Origin of the sequence: Burkholderia sp. Tr-20390, from assembly GCF_017104595.1 — a bacterium.
Lineage (GTDB): Bacteria > Pseudomonadota > Gammaproteobacteria > Burkholderiales > Burkholderiaceae > Burkholderia.
On the sequence record NZ_JAAGPC010000054.1, the window covers coordinates 29,103 to 49,239 of the forward strand.

Sequence of the window (20,137 nt, forward strand, 5' to 3'; positions counted from 1 at the left end):
GGGTCCGCCGGACGAAAAAAACGAGGTTAATGATGAGTTTCGCTGCAAACGGAAACCCCGATGGGACGGGAGGGGGCGGCGCGGCCTTGGCCGGCGGTTTGAGCAACCTGGGTTCGCTTGCCGGAATGGCGGGGCAACTGGGGGCGCTGACCGGCATGCCGGGCGCCGGGCTGCTGGGCGGGGCCGCGAGCGCGGTTCAACTGGCTCAAACCGGCTTGTCGTTGATCGGCAAGGCACCGGAGTCGATTGCCGAGGCAATCAACGGCCTGACGGGTGCGGTTCCGCGCTTGACCCAGGATAATCGCTTCGTCACGATCGAAACACCGCTCGGTCCGGACGTGCTGCTGGTCAGCGCGGCCGTCATTGACGAACACGTCAATCAGCTCACCGAAACGCATCTCGATCTGCTGTCGCATCGCAACAATATCGAGCCCCAGGAAATTGTCGGGCAGCGGGTCAAGATCACGCTGGAGCCGCAGAGCCGCAATTTCAGTCTGACGCGTGTCGTGACGTCGTCGGCCGATATCGAGACGAAGCGGTATTTCGACGGTTACGTTGCGTCGTTCGGGCGTGTCGGAAACTCGGGTTCGGTGACCCGCTACGAAATGTCGGTCGTTCCGTGGTTCTGGTTCCTGACGCGCTCGACCGATTGCCGGATCTTCCAGAATCAGACGCCGCAGGACATCCTGGGCGACATTTTCCGTGAGATGGGCTTCCCGGATTTCGAGTTCGCCATTCAGGGCGATCGTCCAAAGCTCGAATACATCGTGATGTACGACGAGTCGTACTACAGTTTCTGCTCGCGCCTGATGGAGCAGGAAGGGCTGATCTGGACGTTCCGCTACGAAAACGACAAGCATGTACTCGTGATCGGCGACAGCAACGCGATGTTTCAGCCGATTCCGAATCTGAAGACGATTCCGTACGAAGCCAACAGCGCAGCAAGCGAGCAGAACGGCATCAACCGCTGGGACGAGGCGTTCAGCTTCCGAGTCGGCAAGATCACGTACCGGGATTTCAATTACAACCAGCCGTCGTCGCAACTGATGCATGTCGAGGTGCCGACCGTCAATCTGAAGCACCCGAATATCCAGACGACGGAGCGTTACCAGTTCCATTCGCTGTATGACCACGGGAACGACGGGCAGCGTTACGCATGCTATGCGATGGAAGCGGAAGAAGCGCTCGCGCATCGTTTCAACGGAGCGGGGCATGCGCACGGCATGACGACGAGCGGGCGCTTTACGCTGGTCAATCACGGCACGTCCGCCTACAACAACAAGGATTTCGTGATTCTTCGCGTTCGTCATCAGGTGGCGAACGACTATACCCAGCAGACCTCGAAGCTGCCGTACCACAATACGTTTACGTGCTTGCCGATCGACATTCCGTTCCGGCCGGAGCGGCGTACGCCCAAGCCGCACATGCAGGGTACGCAGTCCGCGATCGTGGTCGGGCCGAAGGGCGAGGAAATTCACACCGACGGCAGCCGGGTCAAGCTGCATTTCCTGTGGGACCGGCGCGGCAAGCTCGACGGCTCGGACTCGATGTGGGTGCGCGTATCGCAACCGTGGGCAGGCAAGGGATGGGGCGGTTCGGCGATTCCACGGATCGGCCAGGAGGTGCTGGTCTCGTTCAACCAGGGCGACCCGGACAACCCCATCGTCGTAGGCCGTGTGTTCAACGGCGAATCCGGCAACCCGTATCACGGCAGCGGCGGCCAGACGATGGGGATGCGCAGTCAGACGCACAAGGGCGAGGGCTTCAACGAACTGCGGTTCTCGGATGTGAATGGCGCCCAGGAAGTCTTTCTGCATGCGCAGAAGGACATGAAGACGATTGTCAAGGATAACGAATCGCATACGGTCGAATCCGGCGCGCGAAGCGTGTCGGTGCTGAAAGGCGACGAGAGCAAGCACGTCGCGGAAGGCAGCCTGTCGGAAAAGATCGCGAAGGCGCGCTTCACGACGGCCAACAGCGTCGGCGTGCAGGCGCTGGCCGGCGATGCCGGGCCGGGGAAGCAGAGCTATCAGGCAACGGACGAGATCGAGCATCGGGTGGGCGCGAGCATCGTCACACTGAAGCCGGACAGCATCAAACTGTCTCATGGCGCATCGAGCATCCTGATCAATCAGAGCGGCATCTTTCTCGATGGCCCGGTGATCCATCTGAATCAAGGGCTTTTCGTGACGCCTGAACAGGCGATGGCGATCGAGTGGGCCAATCAACAGGCGATCATCGCGGCAGGTCTCGCGTCGGCCGATCCAAAAGTGCAGGCGGCGGCTCGCAAGCTTCAGGCGACGGTCAAGGCGCAGCAACTGGCCAAACTCGCGGGGGCCGTGTACACGCCAGGTACGGCGCCGCCCGGATGGAAGAACGTATCGAACGATCCGGAAGCGCTCAAGAAGTTCGGCCTGAGGCCGCAGGACCTGCAGATTCCCGGCAGCAACTTCGGTGCGCAGGTCTATGCGCCCGACCCTGCGGTGTTCGGCGACAGCATGAAGCCTACCCTGGCGTTCAAGGGAACGCAGCCCACGGTCAAGGAAGACTGGTCGAACAACCTCAATCAGGGATTGGGCGACAACTCCCCGTACTACGATCGTGCGGTGACCATCGGCAAGAAGATCTACGGCTCGGGCAATGCAGGCGGCCTCGATCTCACCGGTCACTCGCTCGGCGGCGGGTTGGCTTCGGCAGCGTCCCAGGCCAGCGGCGCGGGCGCGACGACGTTCAACGCGGCCGGCCTCAATTCCGAAACGCTGCCGATGTACGGCGCAGCACCCCGGGCGTCGGCCATCACGAACTACCGGGTCGATGGCGACATCCTGACCGGGGTGCAGGAAGGCAGGCTGGGCCCGATCAGTGACGTGACGTCGCAATTGATGCCCAAGGCCGTCGGTGAGCAGATCACCATTCCGGGTACCAGTTTGACGACCGTTCAGCGTCACATGATGGGGCAGGTGACGAGCGGACTGGAAACGACCGCTGCCGATCAGCAGGCGTCGTTGCTGAGCCAACTTCAGGGACATTGATGAAATACAGCAAGGTCATCGCCGCGGGCGCGGTTGTCGCGGTAATCGGTTTGTCGTCGCCGTTCTGGTGGCCGACTCAAGCACAGGAAACAAAAATGGCAGACTTCAAGCGTTACCCGCCCGAAGACTTTTTCTCGGGATCGCAACTCGAGCTGGCGCGTGCCATTCGCGACGGAAATCTCGAGCAGGTCAAATCGCTTGCGACGCGTACCGATCTGGCTGCGCCGGGCAACAAGAAGGCCACCCTGTTGTCGTTCGCGGTGCAGGAGGCGATTCCGGTGAAGACGGACGCCACGAACGTGCACTTCCAGATCGTCAGCGAGCTGGTGCGGGACGGCGCGAAGCCCGAACAGCCGTTCGGCGAGAACGGAGCGAACGTGGCATATCTGGCTGCGCGGGCAGACACGCCCAACTTGCTGAAAGCATTGCTGGCCGGTGGCATGAGCCCGGATCTCAAGTACGACGGCGATACGCCGCTGCTGTTCGCAACCTGCAAGGACACGCTGTTGCCGCAAATGCGCGTGCTGGTCGAGCACAAGGCCAACGTCAATCTGCGGGACTCGATGAAGGAAACCGCGCTCTACGAAGCGACGCGCCTGCGGCAGTGGGACGTCGTCGATTATCTGCTCGAGCACGGTGCCGATCCGTCGGTGAAGAACGACAACGGCCTCGCCTATTCGAAAGTCCTCGGCGACGAACTGCAGCAGACGCCGAAAGGCTCGCCGCAGCTGAGTCGCATCGAAGCCATTCACAAGCGTCTGGTCACGGCGGGCGTGCAGTAACGTCAGCCGCATGACGGATGCGCCGGCTGCGCCTGTGCAGCCGGCGAACAGTTTCAATCCGGCGCCTGCCCCGACGGGCAGGCCGAACCGAGAAGAGCATGTCCGAATATCAGATGAACGACGTCGTCATTCAGTTGCCGGCGCACTTCAAAGACAAGACGATTCACCTGTTCACGGTCGATGAAGCAGGGAGCAGCGGATTCACGTTCGTGGTTTCGCGTGCGCCGATGGAGCCGGACGACACGGTCGATACGTTCGTGACGCGGCTCGTATCGGAGATGCGAAAGTCGCTTCCGCGTTTCGAATTGAAGCATCTGGAAAACCGGGAAATCGATGGCGAAACCGCGCGCGAAGTCGATTATCAGTGGGTGTCGGAAGGCACGCCGCTGCATCAGCGCCAGACGGTGGTGATGTCGCCGAAGGCCGGGCGCGAGCGCGTGGCGATCAGTTTCATCGGCACCTGTCCGAAGTCGTTCACGGAGGACAAGAGCAAGGAGTACAAGAGCCTGCTCGCGAGTGTCGTGCTGGCCCGGCCCGACCGTGCGGCTTTTGTGCCGACCGCGCTCGGCCAGGACGAGGCGGGCATCGTCTTCGTGCTGCACGAGCCGAGCGCGACGTTGTACGCGCTCACCGGCATGGCCGAACTGTTCCGGCACGACGTCACGGAAATGTTCGACGACACCGCGTTCTTCGGCTCGGCCGGCGAGCCGCTCGCGTTGCAGCCTGCTCCGGCTGGACAGCAGGCGTGGCGAGCACTGGATGGCCGTCAGTTCGCGCTCTGGACGACGGATTCGCGCGAGCACGCGTCGCTGGGCGACCGGCTTGCCGGGGTGACGGCGGTGAAGGGCATGACCGGCATGCAGAGCATCGAGGCCGTGCGTGCTTATCTGACCGCGGTTGCGAACGCGGGCTAACGGGGAGCGCGCGTGGATACATTGCTTGCTGCTGCGCGACTCGGCGATCCGATTGCGCATACGGCATCCAAGGGATGGATGATCGCCGGGTTGATCGCGGGTGCGGTGATCGGCGCGGTGGCGGTGGTCGCCACAGGCGGTGCCGCGTTGACGGTGGTCGCTGCAGTCGCCGCGGGTGCTGCCGCGGGCGGCGGCCTTGGCGAAGTGCTGGGCACGATGTCGTGGGCGCCGCGACACGTCACGGGAAGTCTGATAAAAGGCTCGCCCAACGTCTTCATCAACAGTCGCGCGGCGATGCGGGCCATCCTGAGCCTGGGCCTGTGCAGCGACCACGCGGGTCCGCCGCAGGTGGTCGCGCAGGGTTCGTCGACGGTCTTCATCAACAGCCAGCCGGCGAGCCGCAAGGAAGACCGGATGATGTGCGGCGCGCTGATCAACGACGGATCGCCGAACGTGTTCATCGGCGGCCCGGCGGTCGGTGAGTACAATCCCGAGATTCCGGCGTGGGTCAACTGGACGATGGCTGCGGTGGGCATTGCCGCCGCGGCTGTCCTTGCGGGGCCGGCGCTGGCGTTGCTCGGCGCCGCCGGCGGTTTTCTCGGCGGCGAAGTCGGCGGGTGGCTGGGCGGAAAGATCTTCGGCGAGGGTTCGGACGGGCAGAAGTGGTCGATGCTTGGAGGAAGCTTGCTGGGTGGATTCGGCGCGGGGAAGGGGGCCGGGCTCGTCAGCGGGGCGAGGGGGGCGGGCTCGGTGGCTGGCGAGTTGTCGGCGCTGGAGGCCGTCGAAGGTGCCGCGGGCGCGACGGAGCAGCCGACGATTTCGCTGTTCGGGTTTCGTGGCGGCGGACGGGTGTCCGACGTCGAAGCCGGCATGCATCCGTATCAGTACACTGGCCACGTCGGGTATTCGCTGGACGGTGGCAAGACGATATGGGGCTTTGGTCCCGCAACGGGAGACGCGAGCGCAGCGGAAGTGTTTGGCAACCTGAAGGGATCGGGCAGTTACCCCGGGATGCTTACCGCGGATCAAGACGCATTCATCGCGGTCGCGAAAGAGCCGCTGCCTGCCCGTGGTGGCGGCGGCGCTCCACAGACGGTGTACGAGCAAAAGATACCGGTCACGCAAGAGCAGTACGAATCGATACTGGCGGCACATGAGGAACTGCTTGCACGTGGACCGATGGATGACATCCGGTATCAATGGCCGCCCAAGTCTGGCGAATGGCCCGAAAACAACTATAACTGTGCAACGTTTCCAGGACGCCTCGGCATTCCCATTCCTGAAGGAACAGGGAAATTGCAGAACTACATGCCGGAGCTCGAGAAAGTGGGCACGCCCTGGACGCCAGGAAATTGAATCTTATGAATGTGTCAGAGAGCCTTTATTCCGCCGCTGTCAGAATGCACGACCTGGTGTTCGTGTCCGTCATCGATTCACCGAGTCCGCACGTACTCCGGGCAAAAATAGAGCAGATCTATTCCTGCGGAAAGGGCATCACGCCGGATCACCTCGGGACGGAGTTCGAGTTTTACAGTGGACCTGCGACGTGGGGGAACGTTTCGCTCCAGATCGGGGAGCGGGCGCTGCTCTTCGTCCATCAGGTGTCCGGCGTGTTCAACGAATATCCATGGCGCGGCCACATGGTCCTGGAGGAAATTGACGGTGAATCGTACGCGCGGTTGCAGATGCCCGAGTTGTGGTTGAGGGACGATCTGCCGGAAGCCGTGAAAGCTGCGGCGGGTCCGCATCCAACCAGGCGAAATGCGTCGATTGTCCGGTTCAGTGTGTTTGAGAGCTACCTGAAAGGGCTCATCGAGAAATCGGCTCCCTGAACCGGGGCGGTTTCCGGACGGCGAAGCGGATAATGGAAGAACGAAGTTTTTGGAGCTGAATGGAATGACCGACAAGAATCCTGATTTTTCACCGATTCGCATGCGGGCGCGTGGTTTCGTGTCGCAGGGGCGCATCGAGGACGCGCTCGGGCTGTACGGCGACATCCTGAAAATCGCGCCGGAAGACGCGGCGACGTATGCGGACCGCGGCACGACCTTCGCGATGATCAAGAAGACGGATCTTGCGTTGAACGACCTGAATCGGGCCATCGAACTGGGGTACACGGACGCGTCGGCGTATTGCACGCTCGCGACGATTTTCCTCGAAGGCGGCGGCTACCAGAAGTCGCTGGATTATTTCGACAAGGCGCTGAAGCTCAATCCCGATCAGCCTTTCGTCTATTTCAACCGCGCCCGCGTTTACGAGACGCTGGGCGATATCAAGGCTGCGATTGCCGATCTGGAGCGGTGCCTGACCTACAACCCGGACGATGCGTTGTCCGCGAAGATCAAGGACAGGGTGGCGCAGCTTCGCGCGCGTGCGTAACGGCTGCCGCGGGGTGCGAAGTTGGCGGTATCCGGCCCGGAACTATCCGGGCAAATTGCTTGGGGGCCGTCGTGATGTTGAAGCGTGACAAGTTGCCGTACTCCGCGCTGCCTTCATCGTTGACGGTGTTGATTCCCGAGGCAATTTTCTTGAAGGCGCTCGAGAATGCCGAGTCGCAAACGATCGTCGTTTGGTACGTCGACGCGAAAATCGGTCGTCAACATGAAGTCGAGTTTTCGCCGCAATCGGGGCGTCTGCTGTCACGCAGCGAGCGCGAAGCACGATTTCCGATCGAGCGGCGGATCGTTCTGCGGGATGGAATCCGGGTGCAAGTGGGCAATCGGCTCGAGGCCGCTACCGACGTTCGTTACGAAACCTATACCGCGTACGATCCCGTGACTTCGTCGAAGCTTGCCGTCGGCGAACAGATGTTCTTCATGCGGTTTCTGGGCGATCCCGAGACAATCGTTCGGCAAGCGATCGAAAAAGCGAGGTTCCCGAACACCTATGCGGGATGGAGCGCAATCGAGCGCATTCGCTACTGGGTTGGCGTGCTGTATCGTGCGCGACGTCAGACGGGGGAGTCGGGAATCAATGAAGATGAAGCCTTCCAGCCTGCGTTGCTGAAGCAGATGAGAGCGGTGGATCCCGAGGTCGACGGCATACTTGCGGCGGTCCTTGCCGAACTGAGTCGAATGGAAATGATCGGCCCGGATGTCATGCGGGCCGCGTTCAATCGGCGGACAGGCGCATCGATCTGATCGTCCGGCGGACGAACGTGCCGATGATCGAAGTGCCCGGATTGGCAAGTCGGATGCTTGGCGGCTGACTTGATTGGCCGACAGGTGAGGGCACCTGGCCAGCAATCCGGAAGATGGGTGCGTTGTCCGCGCGGATCAAGGGCAGCGCGATGCTGCTTGGCGCGTCCATCTAACGACTGCCGGTTGCGGCCGAGCGGAACGGCATCGGCAACGGCACCGCGCATGATGCGCGGCCTATCGCATCGCTACTGCAGATTCCCCCACCGATCGACCGCCGGTTCCGCCGACGCCCACTTCCAGTGCGTGCCTTGCTGGCAGGCATTCGCGAAATACCAGTCGGCCTTGTCGCCGTCCTTCACCGAGAACGCGAATTCCTTGCACAGCGCGAGCGGCGTCGAATAAGCGCGCGCGACGCGCACCTCGCCTTCGCCGTTTTCCAGCGGCAGCGTGTTCTTCACCTTCCACGGCTTCACTTCGCCGACGGCCAGGCTGCCGACCACCTTCGCGATCGCATCCTGCTGGTTCTGATGGAGCTGCTTCATCGTGCGGTTGACGGCTTCGTCGGTCGCGGCCTGCACGGCAATCCCGACGCCGACGCCGACCGCCGGGTTCGCGGTGACGAGGCCCGTCGCCGCGCCGGCGAGTGCGCCGCTCGCCGCGCCGACCGACCCGCAGCCCGACAGCGTGGCCGTTGCCGCGCACAGCGCGCCGATGGCCGCGATACGGAGCGCGACGCTCATTGCAGCGCACCCCAGCGTTCGGTCGCCGGCTCGGCCGATGCCCATTTCCACACGGGGCCGTCGCGGCAGATCGTGGCGACGTAGAAGGCCGATTGCGCGGCTTTGTCGGGTTTCGCGGGCGTATCGACCGCGAACACGATTTCCTTGCAGTCGAGCGGACCGATGCTGATCATCCGGCTGACCGTCACGCGACCCTGCTCGTCGTCCTCGATTGGGAACGAGTGGTGCGTCGACCACGGCGCAACCCCGCCCACGTCGAGCGGGCCCGCAGCCTTCGCGATCTGTTCCTGGGTGTAACGGTGCGCGACCCGCTGCGAGTACTGGACACCCGCCCGCGCACCGGCGACGGCGCCGAGGCCGATGCCCGTCGCGACGGCGGCGTTGTTGGTGACCTTGGAGGCGATCGCGGCGCCCGCGATACCGGCGCCGGCAGTCGCGCCTTCGCTGTACAGCGAGTTGCAGCCGGACAGCAGTGCGGCCGTGGCGATCACGGCCAGCACGACGCGCGCCGGCGTGGCCCGGCGCGGCGATTCGAAACGAATGTTCATCCCTGAGTGCAAGTCCTGTCTGGGTGAGCGGCGTGGCATGCACACCGTCATGCCGCGTCATTGTTTCGCAATTGTCATAGGAAAACTGCAAAGCTTTGACAAATCGCCGTGCGGCAGGCCGCGTGCGCGCGAGCGGCGTTATTGTCGGATAGATGCTTGCGGAGGGGTCGAAACGTTACAAATTGATGGTAATTGTTACCTTCGGATGCGAGCAGGCGACCTAGACTGTTGTGCTATGGAATGTTTCTACGACGGCCTTGGGCCGCGCCGCATATGAGACACCCAGCTATGCGCCGTTCGAAACGGCTATCACCTCGGCCGCCAGACGCGGCGGCCGTCCGTCCGGAAGACCGCCCGCGTCCGCGGACCGACGCGCCATCGGCGCCGCCTCCGGGCGCGCCCGACGACACGCCGTCGGACGGCGATCACAACCAGGGCGGCGCCCGCCCGGAAGGGCTCGACTATCAACGTGACCTCGGTCAGGAGCAGGACGCGTGATTCCGTCGTAGCCGCATTCCACCGCTGTATTTCATCGCAATTCTCGGAACTGAATCGCCGCACGGCCGCCTTCGGGCCGCCGCGCCCGCTTTGGCGCGTGCCGCGCGCCAGCCAATCGAATCGAGGAGGGGAAGCCGCATGAGCAGATTGATCGTGGTATCGAACCGTGTCGCCGCCGGCGAGGACACGCGCCCGAGCGCGGGTGGCCTGGCGGTCGGCGTGATGGACGCGCTGAAGGAAACGGGCGGCGTCTGGTTCGGCTGGAACGGCGAGATCGTCGACGCACCCGACACCGAGCCCGCGATCCAGCGGGACGGCAACGTCACCTATGCGACGGTCGGGCTGACCCGGCGCGACTACGACCAGTACTACCGCGGCTTCTCGAATGCGACGCTGTGGCCGGTGTTCCATTACCGCGGCGATCTCGCGCGCTTCGACCGCCAGGAATACGCAGGCTATCTGCGCGTGAACGCGATGCTCGCGAAGCAGCTCGCCGCCTTGCTGCGCCCCGACGACCTGATCTGGGTGCACGACTATCACCTGTTGCCGTTCGCGCATTACCTGCGCGAGCTCGGCGTGAAGAACCCGATCGGCTTCTTCCTGCACATTCCGTTTCCGTCGCCCGACATGCTGCGTCTCGTGCCGCCGCACGAGGAGCTCGTGAAGTTCATGTGCGCGTACGACGTCGCGGGCTTCCAGACCGAGGCCGACAAGCAGGCGTTTACCGACTACATCGAGCGGCGCGGGATCGGCGCGGCGAGCGACGACGGGATGCTGCACGCGCATGGCCGCGTCGTGAAGGTCGCCGCCTATCCGATCGGCGTGCATCCCGACGCGATCGCGCAGGCGGCCGTCCAGTACGGCACGCGCAAGCCGGTGAAGATGCTGCGCGAGGCGCTCGACGGCCGCAAGCTGGTGATGAGCGTCGACCGCCTCGATTATTCGAAGGGGCTCGTCGAGCGCTTCCAGTCGTTCGAGCGGATGCTCGCGAACGCGCCGGGCTGGCAGGGGCGTGTGTCGCTGCTGCAGATCGCGCCGCCGACGCGTTCCGACGTGAAGACCTATCAGGACATCCGCGAAACACTCGAGGGCGAGGCGGGCCGCATCAACGGCCGCTTCTCGCAGCTCGACTGGACGCCGATCCAGTACCTGAACCGCAAGTACGAGCGCAACCTGCTGATGGCGTTCTTCCGGATGTCGCAGGTGGGCTACGTGACGCCGCTGCGTGACGGGATGAATCTCGTCGCGAAGGAGTACGTCGCGTCGCAGGATCCGGCCGATCCGGGTGTGCTCGTGCTGTCGGAGTTCGCGGGCGCGGCGGCCGAGCTGACCGGCGCGCTCCTCGTCAATCCGTACGACCTGTCGCAGATGGCCGAGGCGCTCGAGCGCGCGCTGTCGATGCCGCTCGCGGAGCGGCAGGCGCGCCACGAGGAGAACCTCGCGCGGCTGCGCGCGAACGACCTGTCGGTCTGGCGCGATACGTTCGTCGCCGACTTGCGCAGCGTCGCGGCGGCCGCGTCGGTCACGCGGCGCGCGGGCCGGCGGGTTGCGCATGCGTGAGGTCGTGCAGGCACCCGGCGCCGCCGACGATGCGAGCGAGGAAGCCGCACGCCGTTTCTTTATCGTCACCGGTGGCCCGGGCTCGGGCAAGAGCACATTGCTCGACGCGCTCGAACGCGCCGGTTTCGCGCGCTCGCAGGAAGCCGGTCGCGGCGTGATCCGCGACCAGATGGCGATCGACGGCCAGGCGTTGCCGTGGCGTGACCCGGCGGCGTTCGCCGAGTTGATGCTGAGCTGGGAGATGCGCTCGTACGATCTTGCGCGCCACGCGCGCGGGCCTGTGTTCTTCGATCGCGGCGTGCCGGACGTGGTCGGCTATCTACGGCTGACAGGGCTCGCGGTGCCCGCGCATGCGGAAGCCGCGGCCCGCCGTTTCCGCTACCACCGGCGCGTGTTCATCGCGCCGCCGTGGCCGGACATCTATGCGCAGGACGCCGAGCGCCGGCAGGATTTCGCGGAAGCCGTGCGCACCTACGACGCGATGGTCGAGTGCTACACGTCATATGGCTACCGGCTGATCGAACTGCCGCGTGACAGCGTGCAGGCGCGCGTGCGCTTCGTGACGGATGCGCTCGACGCGGAATGACGGGCGGGAGCGAGGACGGCGAGCGATGTGTCAGGTCGCCGTGTCCGGCCGCGGCGACGTGATGCGCAGCATGCTGACGACCGCGGCCACCGCCGCGAATGCTGCGGCGACATAGAGCGCGATCGTCGGCCCGCGATCGGGCACGAGTCCGAAAATCAACGCGACGAGCGCGGCGCCGAGCGTCTGCCCGGTCAGCCGCGCGGTGCTCAGCATGCCGCCCGCGCCACCGCTGCGTTCGCGCGGCGCCGACGACAGCATCGCGCGGTTGTTCGGCGACTGGAACAACCCGAAGCCCGCACCGCACAGCGCCATCCGCCACACGATGTCGACGGTGCCCGGGTGCGCGCCGATCGTCGCGAGCGACAACAGCCCGGCCGCGAACAGCGCGAGCCCGATCCCACCGAGGATGCCGGCCGAATAGCGATCGGACAGCACGCCCGCGAGCGGCGCGGCGAACACGATCACGAGCGGCCACGGCGTCATGTACAGGCCCGTCTCGACCTGCGAGAAGCCGAGCGAGTTCTGCAGCCAGAACGGCAGCGCGACGAACGCGAGCATCTGCGACGTGAACGACGCCGTCGACGTATAGACCGACAGCGCGAACATCGGGATGCGCATCAGGTCGACCGGCAGCAGCGGCGCCGGCTGCGACAGCTGGCGCTTCACGAAGAAGTAGCCGACGACGAACGCGACGGCCAGCTCGGCCGCGACGTACGCATGGCTTTCGCCATGGCCGAGCCCGTCCACGGCCGTGATCAGCAGCCCGAACACGCACGCGTTCATTACCGCGCTCGCGAAATCGTACGGCGCGTCGTGCAGCGGGTTGGCCGGCAGCGCACGCACGCTGCCGAATACCGCGGCGATGCCGATCGGCACGTTGACCGCGAAGAGCCACGGCCACGACGCGAACGACAGGATCGCGGAGGCGACCGTCGGCCCGATCGCCGACGACAGCGCCACTACCATCGCATTGATCGACAGCCCGCGCCCGAGCATCGACGACGGGTAGATCATCCGCACGAGCGCGGCGTTGACGCTCATGATGCCGGCCGCGCCGAAGCCCTGGATCACGCGCATCACGGCCAGCATCGGCAGCGAGCCGGCAAGCGCGCAGCCGAGCGATGCGGCAGTGAACAGCGCGAGCCCCGCGATGTAGATGCGGCGATAGCCGATGCGCTCGCCGAGCGACGCGAGCGGCAGCAGCGTGATCGTGACCGCGAGCTGGTACGCGTTGACGATCCAGATCGAGGCGGCGTCGGATGCGTGCAGGTCGCGCGCGATCGTCGGCAGCGCGACGTTGGCGATGGCGCCGTCGAGCACGGCGAGCGTGATGCCCAGTGCGACGCAGACGATCGCCCAGTAGCGTTGCGGAAGCGGCAGGCCGGTATCGGCGTTCATGGCGGGAGCAGAGGCGTGGTTGTCCGCGCGCCCGGTTGCCGGTTGCGTGCGCAACCATGCGCAAGGGTGGAGGCGGCGATGAGCGGCCCGGCCGGCGCAACTGCACCGGAGCGGGGCCGGTCGAGTGTATCACCGGGCCGCATCGCGCGACGCCGGCGCTCAGCCTTCGAAGTCGAGGCCGCCGAGCCGCACGAGCGGGTCGGCCTGCGTGCGCGACAGGAGATCGATGTCGCGCGCGCTCTGCCATGCCCCCAGCTTTTTCGGCAGCGCGGCAAGGTAATGCTCGAAGCGTTGCGGGCCGTCCGGCTCCATCAGCCGCTCGATTTCGTCGGTGTCCCAGGTCAGTTCGAGGTTCAGCGGATGGTCGAAGCCGCTCACGTGCTCGTGCGGCGCGCTGCGGATCTGCACGCGCGTCGGGTGCCCGTGGCCGCCATACGGGACGACGTCGGTCAGCACGTGTTCGGCGAAGAAGGCGGCGATTGCCTGTGCGATGCGCGGGGCGAATTCGGTATCGAAACGGCGGGCGGTTTCCGGCTGCATGACGGCGTCTCCTGTATGCCGAAAATCGTAGCACGGCGACGGTGCATTTCGATGGGCGTGATACCGGTAATCGCGCGTTACCACTTGCTGCATCTATTACGGCCGCGAGCCGCCACAATGCATCGCATCCAGTACCACTTCGCGTGGGAGTCCATCATGAAAAAAATTGCCGCAGTGTGTGTCCTCGCCGGTTCGCTTGCCGTGGCAGGCCAGGCGTCCGCGCATGGCCGCGACGGTGGCGCCGTCATCGGCGCGTTGATCGGCGGCGCGGTGCTCGGCGCAATCGTGACGTCCGCGATGAATCCGCCCGTCGCGTATCAGGCGCCCGCGTACCAGGCACCGGCTTATCAGCCGCCGACGTACTACCAGGCGCCCGCGTATCAGCAGCCTGCGTATCCGACCTACCAGCAGGCGCAGTACCAGGACGACGGCCCGAACTATTGCTACGACCGCTACCAGCGCGCGTATGTGTGCGGCGCGCCCGTCTCGGGCGGCTACGCGCAGCCGGCCGGCTGGTGAGCAGGCTGACGCGCGAAGCGTGAGCAGGCGGCGGTGGCGCTGTTCGCTTCACCGCACCGAACGACAAAAAGGCCCTCGCTTCATGCGAGGGCCTTCGTCTTTTGCGCGGCCGTCCGTTCGGCTACGTGACGCGCCGGCCATCCTGGCGCGCGGCACGCGGATACAAACGGTTGCAAATGCGCGTCAGTGGCGATGGCCGCCGCCGCCGCCTCCGCCATCGTTCCAGTCGCCGCGGTGGCCGCCGCCGCGCCCCCAGCCGTTGCCGCGGTTGCCACGATCGCCGTCCCAGCGATGGTAGTCGCGCCGGCCGCGATCCCAGTCGCGTCCGCCGCCACCGCCCCAGATATTGACCGTGCCGTACACGGGCGACGGGGCGTACGCGTAGCCGGGATCGGAATAGTAGGGCTGCCCGTAGCCGTAGCCGTATCCGGCGTCCGGGGCGACGACGCAGCCGGCCAGCAGGGTGGCGGCGCCGGCGGCCGCAATGAGCTTCAGCATGATGTTCTCCGTTGGTTCCCGTATAAGTACCGCGCAAGGGGATTGCCAGCTGTTTGCAATTGTGTCGTCAAATTACAGCGGCGTAAGGTCGTGTGACGGAAGTGTTAGCATCCGGGGCTCATTTTGTTTTTCAGGAGTACATCGATGAAATTCGCGATCCGGGCCGCACTGGCCGCCTTCTGCGTGACGACAGCCGCCGCCTGCGTGGCGGGGCCCGCTTCGGCGCCCGCCGTGACGGCCGAGTCGATCAAGATGTTTCCGCAGGCGGCGGCCGGCCAGCAGCGCGTCGTGATCGCGCTGCCCGCGCTGGAGAACGAAGGCGATGCGCGCGTCGAGCTGATGATCGGCAAGACGCTGCAGACCGACTGCAACCAGCAGTGGTTCGGCGGCGAGCTGACCGCCGAGGACGTGAAGGGCTGGGGCTATACGTACTACCAGCTCACCGACGTGAAGGGGCCGGCCTCGACGCTGATGGCATGCCCGGGCCAGGCGCCGCAGCAACGGTTCGTGCAGGTACGCGGTGACGGCCAGCTGCTGCGCTACAACAGCCGCCTGCCGCTCGTCGTCTATGTGCCGGACGGCTTCGAGGTGCGCTATCGCGCGTGGCATGCGTCGAAGGACGTGCAACACGCGGCAAAACAGTAACGTTACGGCGCGGCCGCGGCGTCCTGCCGCTACGCGCCGCCCATACCGACGAGCGCTGGCCACGCGGCCAGCGCGGCTTGCGCGACGGCCTCCAGATCGCGACGGCTCGCACCGTCGCGCGCCTGGATCGACATCCCCTGCTGGACCGTCACGTAGTACCGCGCGATTGCATCGAGGTTCGCTTGTGCCGTGATCTCGCCGGTCGCGACCCCTTGCCTGAGGCGTTCGCGCAGGTTCTCGACCGTGCGCTCGCGCATCGCGATCAGCGTTTGCCGAACCGTATCGGAGCGCTCGGCCGGATGCAGTGCCGACAGCACGATCAGGCAGCCGGCCGGCTTCGACCGCCGCGTGAACACGCGTGCGGTATCCATCAGGTAGTTCCGTACGGCGTCGTGCGCGCTGCCGGCCTGTTCGACGCCGCCCCAGATTTCCCGTCCCTCCGTCGCGCTGTAATGCTCGAGCGCCAGCCGGAACAACGCTTCCTTGCTGCCGAACGCCGCATACAGGCTCGGCGACGCGATGCCCATCGCGGCCGTCAGGTCGGCCATCGACGCGCCTTCGTAGCCGAGGCGCCAGAATACCTCCATCGCGCGATCCAGCGCCGCTTCCTTGTCGAAGCTTCTCGGTCGGCCCCGTTCAGCCATTGCGTCCGTTCCTTCATCGATTTCTGTATCGATCGATAAATTAAATCAATTGACTGTGTCGCGCAACTTGCCACATTCTGTGTCGGTCGTTACATAAATGAGGAAAGGAACCGACATGAATCGACTTCAGGGCAAGCGTGCACTCATCACGGGCGGCAGCCGCGGCATCGGTGCGGCGATCGCGAAACGGCTGGCGGCCGAGGGCGCGGACGTCGCGATCACCTATGAGAAATCGGCGGAGCGGGCGCAGGCCGTCGTGGCCGGCATCGAGGCGCTGGGCCGCCGCGCCGTTGCGATCCAGGCCGACAGCGCCGATCCGGTGGCCGTGCGCGACGCGGTCGATCGTGCGGCGGAGGCGTTCGGCGGTCTCGACATTCTCGTCAACAACGCGGGGATTTTCCGCGCCGGCGCGCTGGACGACCTCACGCTCGACGATATCGACGCGACGCTGAACGTGAACGTGCGCGCGGTGATCGTCGCGTCGCAGGCGGCGGCGCGGCATCTCGTGGAGGGCGGGCGCATCGTGTCGACGGGGAGTTGCCTCGCCACGCGCGTGCCCGATGCGGGGATGAGCCTCTATGCCGCGAGCAAGGCCGCGCTGATCGGCTGGACGCAGGGGCTTGCGCGCGATCTCGGCCCGCGCGGCGTCACGGTCAATATCGTGCATCCGGGGTCGACGGATACCGACATGAATCCGGCCGATGGCGAACATGCCGGTGCGCAGCGTTCGCGGATGGCGATCCCGCAGTACGGCAAGGCAGACGACGTCGCGGCGCTCGTGGCGTTCGTCGTCGGGCCGGAAGGGCGGTCGATCAACGGGACGGGGTTGACGATCGATGGTGGTGCGAACGCGTGAGTGCGTGAATGCCGACGCCCGGCGTGATTGTTCGACCGGGCGGCGTGGCGTTCGTTATCGGCAGCCGAGCCGGTGATGCTCGGTTTCGAGATCGGCGCGCTTGTCGTAAGCGCGCAGCTCGTTGCGCGGCTTGCCGTCCGGGCCCATTCCACGCACGACCTTCTGGCCGCGGTCGGGGGCGTGTGTGACGGCGTCGATCCCGGCGGCCAGTTCACGGCAGCGTGCGTCGGGGGAGGGGTTTTCCGCGTGCGGGGCTGCTGCGTTCGTGATGTTGGCGATGCCGGGGCTGACATAGCGCGGCTTCGCGGGTGCGGTAAGGGTGTCGGCGGCGTTTGCCGTGCCGGTCATCGCTGAAAGCGCGGCGAGTGCCGCGATCGCTCGAATCATTGCGGGAGTCCGGATGCTGAAGAAGGTTCGGAATTCTACGCAATATGGGGCGCAGGGCCGTGGCGATCCGGTGAGATGCGATCGTGTGTCGCAGGGGATGCCTGGGGCTGAATGTTCTGCGATTTGTCTGCATCGCAGCCCGTCGGTGCTCACGCAGCAGTGCATGCGGAAAGCAAAAAGCCCGCTTGCTTTCGCAGAGCGGGCTTCGGTATTGGTTGCGGGGGTAGGATTTGAACCTACGACCTTCGGGTTATGAGCCCGACGAGCTGCCAGACTGCTCCACCCCGCGGCGCGAAGTGTACTAGGGCTGATGTGGAGAGTCAATCGATTGGTGAATTACGTCGAATGGAGTCGGCGGCTCACCTTCAACAAGCGCGAGATCCGGCGTGCAGATTGGCTGCCGATGCTTCCCGATCCGCTTCGACGTCAGGCGCTTTTCGTCGCCGCCGTTGCGGTATTGGATCGTGGGAAAGTGGATGAGGCCATGAGGATGGCTGGTCCCCCGACAGAATTCATGTCTATATGGTAGAAAAGAGGGTGGCGAGTAGGGCTGACAAAAAGACCCCCAAAACAACCCCCTGGTGATCGGGGCAACGAGAGGCGCTGATGTGGTCGCGACGCGTGTCTCAATCTACCGTGGCGCCACTACGACTCGCAAAGTCCCCTCTGGCGGACGGTTCGGGCCATTTATGTGCGTTGCAACCCTGCCAATACCTCTCTCGATTGCGTACCCCAGGATAGTGAATGGAGTATGGACCCATGGTTGGCTAAGCGCGCGCAGCTGCGATGCATCTGCTTCCGCCGGTGAGCCGATCGACGCGACGACAGTGAGTCCCGAGGGTTGCCCATCCGCGTTCATCGGGGCTGGTTGAACCTGTCGTCCGTCAAAGATCGGAACGGGCGGAGCCACGCGCCAATTCGCGTCTTGCAATAGATGCCAAAGTTGCTGAGCGACATCAAAGCACTCTGGGTCATTTCTTAGATATACGATTTCGACGTTTCCTGCAGCTTCGCCACGGAGGGTGTCGAGAAAGGCGGGGCGGTTGAATTGTCGGGGGCCGACCTGAGCCCGAAGTTGTTCCAAATCAAGCGTTGCTTTTGCCGCGATCTCATTCGACTTGGCCGCCAGTGCGTCTGTTGAGGCAATGCGCTGATCTGCGTCTCGCTGAATTGCTGAACTAACCTGTCTGCTTATTATCGCGCCAGCTAGACCGGTAGCGGCCGCAGTGCCGCCGCAGGCCGCTGCGATCCACATCAACCAGACTGTCACTGAGTCCCAGAATTCGAGCGATCGTCCCCAGACTTGCATACGCCACCTCTGGTTCCACATTTCAGGAAATTCCGAACTCCACATTAAGGAGTCGGCCAGTAGATTCCAATTGGGTTTCGGCAGTATCGCACTGCAATGACGGTCTTGAAAATTCGTTGGATGTCAGAGGTTGGGTGATTTGAATCGTGGAGGCTATCCATCTTGTCACTCAGTGGCGGCGTACGTGCGCCGACTGGCTCGTTTTTTTTCGAGATGGGAAAGATCGAAGATAGTTCGGCTTGTTGCCTAAAAACAACAGTCGTGTTTATACGCTACGCATAAACAGTGCCAGTTTACGGTATTCTGATAGGTGCAATAAAAAAGGCCACACATCCGTGTGACCTTGGATATTGCGCAACCTGTCGGTATGTGACTCTCCCCCGAGTCATCCACATGCCGACTTTTTTCTAACCTTGGGCCGCGATTTTTGACGACTTCTCTCGATCTGTCAAGCTCCGGTCCAAAACCCATAGGGTTTGTATGACTATCTTGATTCGTACCGACGATCCCGCTCAGCTTCTGAGCGACATTCGCAAGAAGATCAGCCAGAAGCACATCGAGACTTGGTTTTTCGATAACGCTGGCGACTTCAGCCATACCCCGGAGCAGTGGCGGTATAAGGCTTGGCTTCGCCCTCACGTTGAACCGGGGCAGCTGCGCTTCAGCCTGATCAGCAACAATAAGATCAACCTTACAAAGGCAATTTACGGCGTTTATCACGGTCGCTTTAGCGAAATGCTGCTCACGCACTTCGAAGACCGCTTCCATGAGTTGCGCTCGACGGCCCGGCAGGTCGAATACGCTGGTGCATAACCTGTAGAGCCCGAGGGGCGCTCGCGCTTGATCTAGTTGCCCCTCGCTTTGCTTTCTGCTTCGCTGCTAGCCATTTCGTGACGGTAGGGCATCAGTGCGACTGCAGCCTCAATCCGAATTGCAGTGTCGGCGTCGCTGTTCATGACAGCGAGCAGGAATGTGTATGGATCGTCCGTCCAACTGACTGTGGGCCATACCGGCCTCGGTTTCTGTTGCATGTCGAATCTTATTTTCCGTTGTTGACTATCAGTTTCGGCGGAGCCGCTGGTGCGAACCGGCTTGCCGCTTTTTTCGCGGCTTCGTCGCTTCGCTCTTTCTTGCCCGTTTCGCCTTTCTTAGGATGCGTGTATTGCACAGCGGCGATGGCTGCGCGCACCTGAATCGCTGTCGCCTCCACGCGACCGAGCGCGATGTCCTGGAGGAGTTGGAGCATGTCGCGCTCTTCCAGTGGAGTGGGCGGCGGCGTTGATTTCTTGGGTCTACCTGCGCCCGGCCGAGCCCCACCGCTATTAGCTCGCGGTCCACCGGACTTGCCTTTGACACCTGCCATTTGCTGATTTCCTTTGAAAAGAGGGAAATTTTCTGTGCGTGAGGGAACGTGTGACCTTTCCCCTCTGAAGTATCCCACTGTAAAGTTAGTGGCAAGGCCGCAGGAGAAACCTTGTCATGAAGAAATCGCGGTTCAGTGAAGAGCAGATTATCGGGGTGCTGAAGGAAGCCGATGCAGG

The 20,137-nt window shown here is 64.0% G+C and carries 22 protein-coding genes and 1 tRNA gene; 14 read left to right on the top strand and 9 right to left on the bottom strand.

Annotated features, from left to right (window positions below):
- The first annotated feature begins 32 nt into the window (after nucleotides 1-32).
- The 7 genes from G3N98_RS17045 (at nucleotide 33) to G3N98_RS17075 (ending at nucleotide 7,868) form a co-directional block, all read left to right on the top strand.
- Nucleotides 33-3,032, top strand: coding sequence for a type VI secretion system Vgr family protein (locus G3N98_RS17045; RefSeq protein WP_089456732.1), 3,000 nt, complete (start codon nucleotides 33-35; stop codon nucleotides 3,030-3,032).
- Nucleotides 3,032-3,814, top strand: coding sequence for an ankyrin repeat domain-containing protein (locus G3N98_RS17050; protein ID WP_089456731.1), 783 nt, complete (start codon nucleotides 3,032-3,034; stop codon nucleotides 3,812-3,814). Before G3N98_RS17045 ends, G3N98_RS17050 begins: the two co-directional genes overlap by 1 nt.
- A 98-nt stretch (nucleotides 3,815-3,912) precedes the next feature.
- Complete coding sequence (locus tag G3N98_RS17055; protein ID WP_089473362.1) at nucleotides 3,913-4,728, top strand: DcrB-related protein; 816 nt, start codon at nucleotides 3,913-3,915, stop codon at nucleotides 4,726-4,728.
- A 12-nt stretch (nucleotides 4,729-4,740) separates the two neighbouring features.
- Nucleotides 4,741-6,084, top strand: coding sequence for a PAAR domain-containing protein (locus tag G3N98_RS17060; protein WP_206148742.1), 1,344 nt, complete (start codon nucleotides 4,741-4,743; stop codon nucleotides 6,082-6,084).
- Nucleotides 6,085-6,089: 5 nt separating this feature from the next.
- Nucleotides 6,090-6,560 (top strand): hypothetical protein, encoded by a 471-nt coding sequence (locus tag G3N98_RS17065; RefSeq protein WP_143330830.1) that lies wholly within the window; start codon nucleotides 6,090-6,092, stop codon nucleotides 6,558-6,560.
- 64 nt (nucleotides 6,561-6,624) lie between these two features.
- On the top strand, nucleotides 6,625-7,107 hold the full coding sequence (locus G3N98_RS17070) for a tetratricopeptide repeat protein (protein ID WP_089456727.1): 483 nt from the start codon (nucleotides 6,625-6,627) through the stop codon (nucleotides 7,105-7,107).
- A 74-nt stretch (nucleotides 7,108-7,181) separates the two neighbouring features.
- Nucleotides 7,182-7,868, top strand: coding sequence for a hypothetical protein (locus G3N98_RS17075; protein ID WP_175237942.1), 687 nt, complete (start codon nucleotides 7,182-7,184; stop codon nucleotides 7,866-7,868).
- Between the two features lie 245 nt (nucleotides 7,869-8,113).
- Here G3N98_RS17075 and G3N98_RS17080 read toward each other — a convergent pair whose 3' ends face one another.
- A complete protein-coding gene (locus tag G3N98_RS17080; protein WP_175011607.1) occupies nucleotides 8,114-8,608 on the bottom strand; it encodes a hypothetical protein in 495 nt (164 codons plus the stop codon).
- Nucleotides 8,605-9,156, bottom strand: coding sequence for a hypothetical protein (locus G3N98_RS17085; protein ID WP_089426068.1), 552 nt, complete (start codon nucleotides 9,154-9,156; stop codon nucleotides 8,605-8,607). The genes G3N98_RS17080 and G3N98_RS17085 overlap by 4 nt, the downstream gene beginning before the upstream one ends.
- 288 nt (nucleotides 9,157-9,444) lie before the next feature.
- On the opposite strand from G3N98_RS17085, the gene G3N98_RS39820 reads away from it, so the two are divergent.
- From G3N98_RS39820 to G3N98_RS17095, 3 genes are all read left to right on the top strand, one after another.
- Complete coding sequence (locus G3N98_RS39820) at nucleotides 9,445-9,654, top strand: hypothetical protein (RefSeq protein WP_089426067.1); 210 nt, start codon at nucleotides 9,445-9,447, stop codon at nucleotides 9,652-9,654.
- Between the two features lie 138 nt (nucleotides 9,655-9,792).
- Nucleotides 9,793-11,214 carry an alpha,alpha-trehalose-phosphate synthase (UDP-forming) gene (gene otsA / locus G3N98_RS17090; RefSeq protein WP_039368502.1) on the top strand — a complete coding sequence of 474 codons (1,422 nt, stop codon included), beginning with the start codon at nucleotides 9,793-9,795 and terminating at the stop codon, nucleotides 11,212-11,214.
- Entirely contained in the window at nucleotides 11,207-11,800 is a 594-nt protein-coding gene (locus G3N98_RS17095; RefSeq protein ID WP_206148743.1) for an AAA family ATPase, read from the top strand. Before otsA ends, G3N98_RS17095 begins: the two co-directional genes overlap by 8 nt.
- A 30-nt stretch (nucleotides 11,801-11,830) precedes the next feature.
- Here the strand turns inward: G3N98_RS17095 and G3N98_RS17100 are convergent, their stop codons facing one another.
- Both G3N98_RS17100 and G3N98_RS17105 read right to left on the bottom strand, forming a co-directional pair.
- The gene (locus G3N98_RS17100) at nucleotides 11,831-13,198 is read right to left on the bottom strand and encodes an MFS transporter (RefSeq protein WP_089473353.1); all 1,368 of its coding nucleotides are present in this window, start codon (nucleotides 13,196-13,198) and stop codon (nucleotides 11,831-11,833) included.
- A gap of 159 nt (nucleotides 13,199-13,357) precedes the next feature.
- Entirely contained in the window at nucleotides 13,358-13,738 is a 381-nt protein-coding gene (locus G3N98_RS17105; protein ID WP_039368496.1) for a DUF5594 family protein, read from the bottom strand.
- Between the two features lie 117 nt (nucleotides 13,739-13,855).
- Between G3N98_RS17105 and G3N98_RS17110 the strand changes: the two genes are divergently transcribed.
- Entirely contained in the window at nucleotides 13,856-14,257 is a 402-nt protein-coding gene (locus G3N98_RS17110; RefSeq protein ID WP_206148744.1) for a hypothetical protein, read from the top strand.
- A gap of 183 nt (nucleotides 14,258-14,440) precedes the next feature.
- Here the strand turns inward: G3N98_RS17110 and G3N98_RS17115 are convergent, their stop codons facing one another.
- Nucleotides 14,441-14,755 carry a hypothetical protein gene (locus tag G3N98_RS17115; protein ID WP_089473352.1) on the bottom strand — a complete coding sequence of 105 codons (315 nt, stop codon included), beginning with the start codon at nucleotides 14,753-14,755 and terminating at the stop codon, nucleotides 14,441-14,443.
- Nucleotides 14,756-14,899: 144 nt separating this feature from the next.
- On the opposite strand from G3N98_RS17115, the gene eco reads away from it, so the two are divergent.
- Entirely contained in the window at nucleotides 14,900-15,400 is a 501-nt protein-coding gene (gene eco / locus G3N98_RS17120; RefSeq protein ID WP_089473351.1) for a serine protease inhibitor ecotin, read from the top strand.
- A 29-nt stretch (nucleotides 15,401-15,429) separates the two neighbouring features.
- Here eco and G3N98_RS17125 read toward each other — a convergent pair whose 3' ends face one another.
- A complete protein-coding gene (locus tag G3N98_RS17125; RefSeq protein ID WP_089473350.1) occupies nucleotides 15,430-16,044 on the bottom strand; it encodes a TetR/AcrR family transcriptional regulator in 615 nt (204 codons plus the stop codon).
- Between the two features lie 115 nt (nucleotides 16,045-16,159).
- Here G3N98_RS17125 and G3N98_RS17130 point away from each other — a divergent pair, with 115 nt between their 5' ends.
- Nucleotides 16,160-16,900 (top strand): SDR family NAD(P)-dependent oxidoreductase, encoded by a 741-nt coding sequence (locus tag G3N98_RS17130; protein WP_206148745.1) that lies wholly within the window; start codon nucleotides 16,160-16,162, stop codon nucleotides 16,898-16,900.
- 54 nt (nucleotides 16,901-16,954) lie between these two features.
- Here the strand turns inward: G3N98_RS17130 and G3N98_RS17135 are convergent, their stop codons facing one another.
- Entirely contained in the window at nucleotides 16,955-17,287 is a 333-nt protein-coding gene (locus G3N98_RS17135) for a hypothetical protein (protein ID WP_175237936.1), read from the bottom strand.
- A gap of 212 nt (nucleotides 17,288-17,499) precedes the next feature.
- Nucleotides 17,500-17,576, bottom strand: a tRNA-Met gene (locus tag G3N98_RS17140).
- Nucleotides 17,577-19,076: 1,500 nt separating this feature from the next.
- Between G3N98_RS17140 and G3N98_RS17145 the strand changes: the two genes are divergently transcribed.
- On the top strand, nucleotides 19,077-19,409 hold the full coding sequence (locus G3N98_RS17145; protein ID WP_060337401.1) for a hypothetical protein: 333 nt from the start codon (nucleotides 19,077-19,079) through the stop codon (nucleotides 19,407-19,409).
- Between the two features lie 226 nt (nucleotides 19,410-19,635).
- Here the strand turns inward: G3N98_RS17145 and G3N98_RS17150 are convergent, their stop codons facing one another.
- A complete protein-coding gene (locus G3N98_RS17150) occupies nucleotides 19,636-19,842 on the bottom strand; it encodes a hypothetical protein (RefSeq protein ID WP_206148746.1) in 207 nt (68 codons plus the stop codon).
- Between the last annotated feature and the right edge of the window lie 295 nt (nucleotides 19,843-20,137).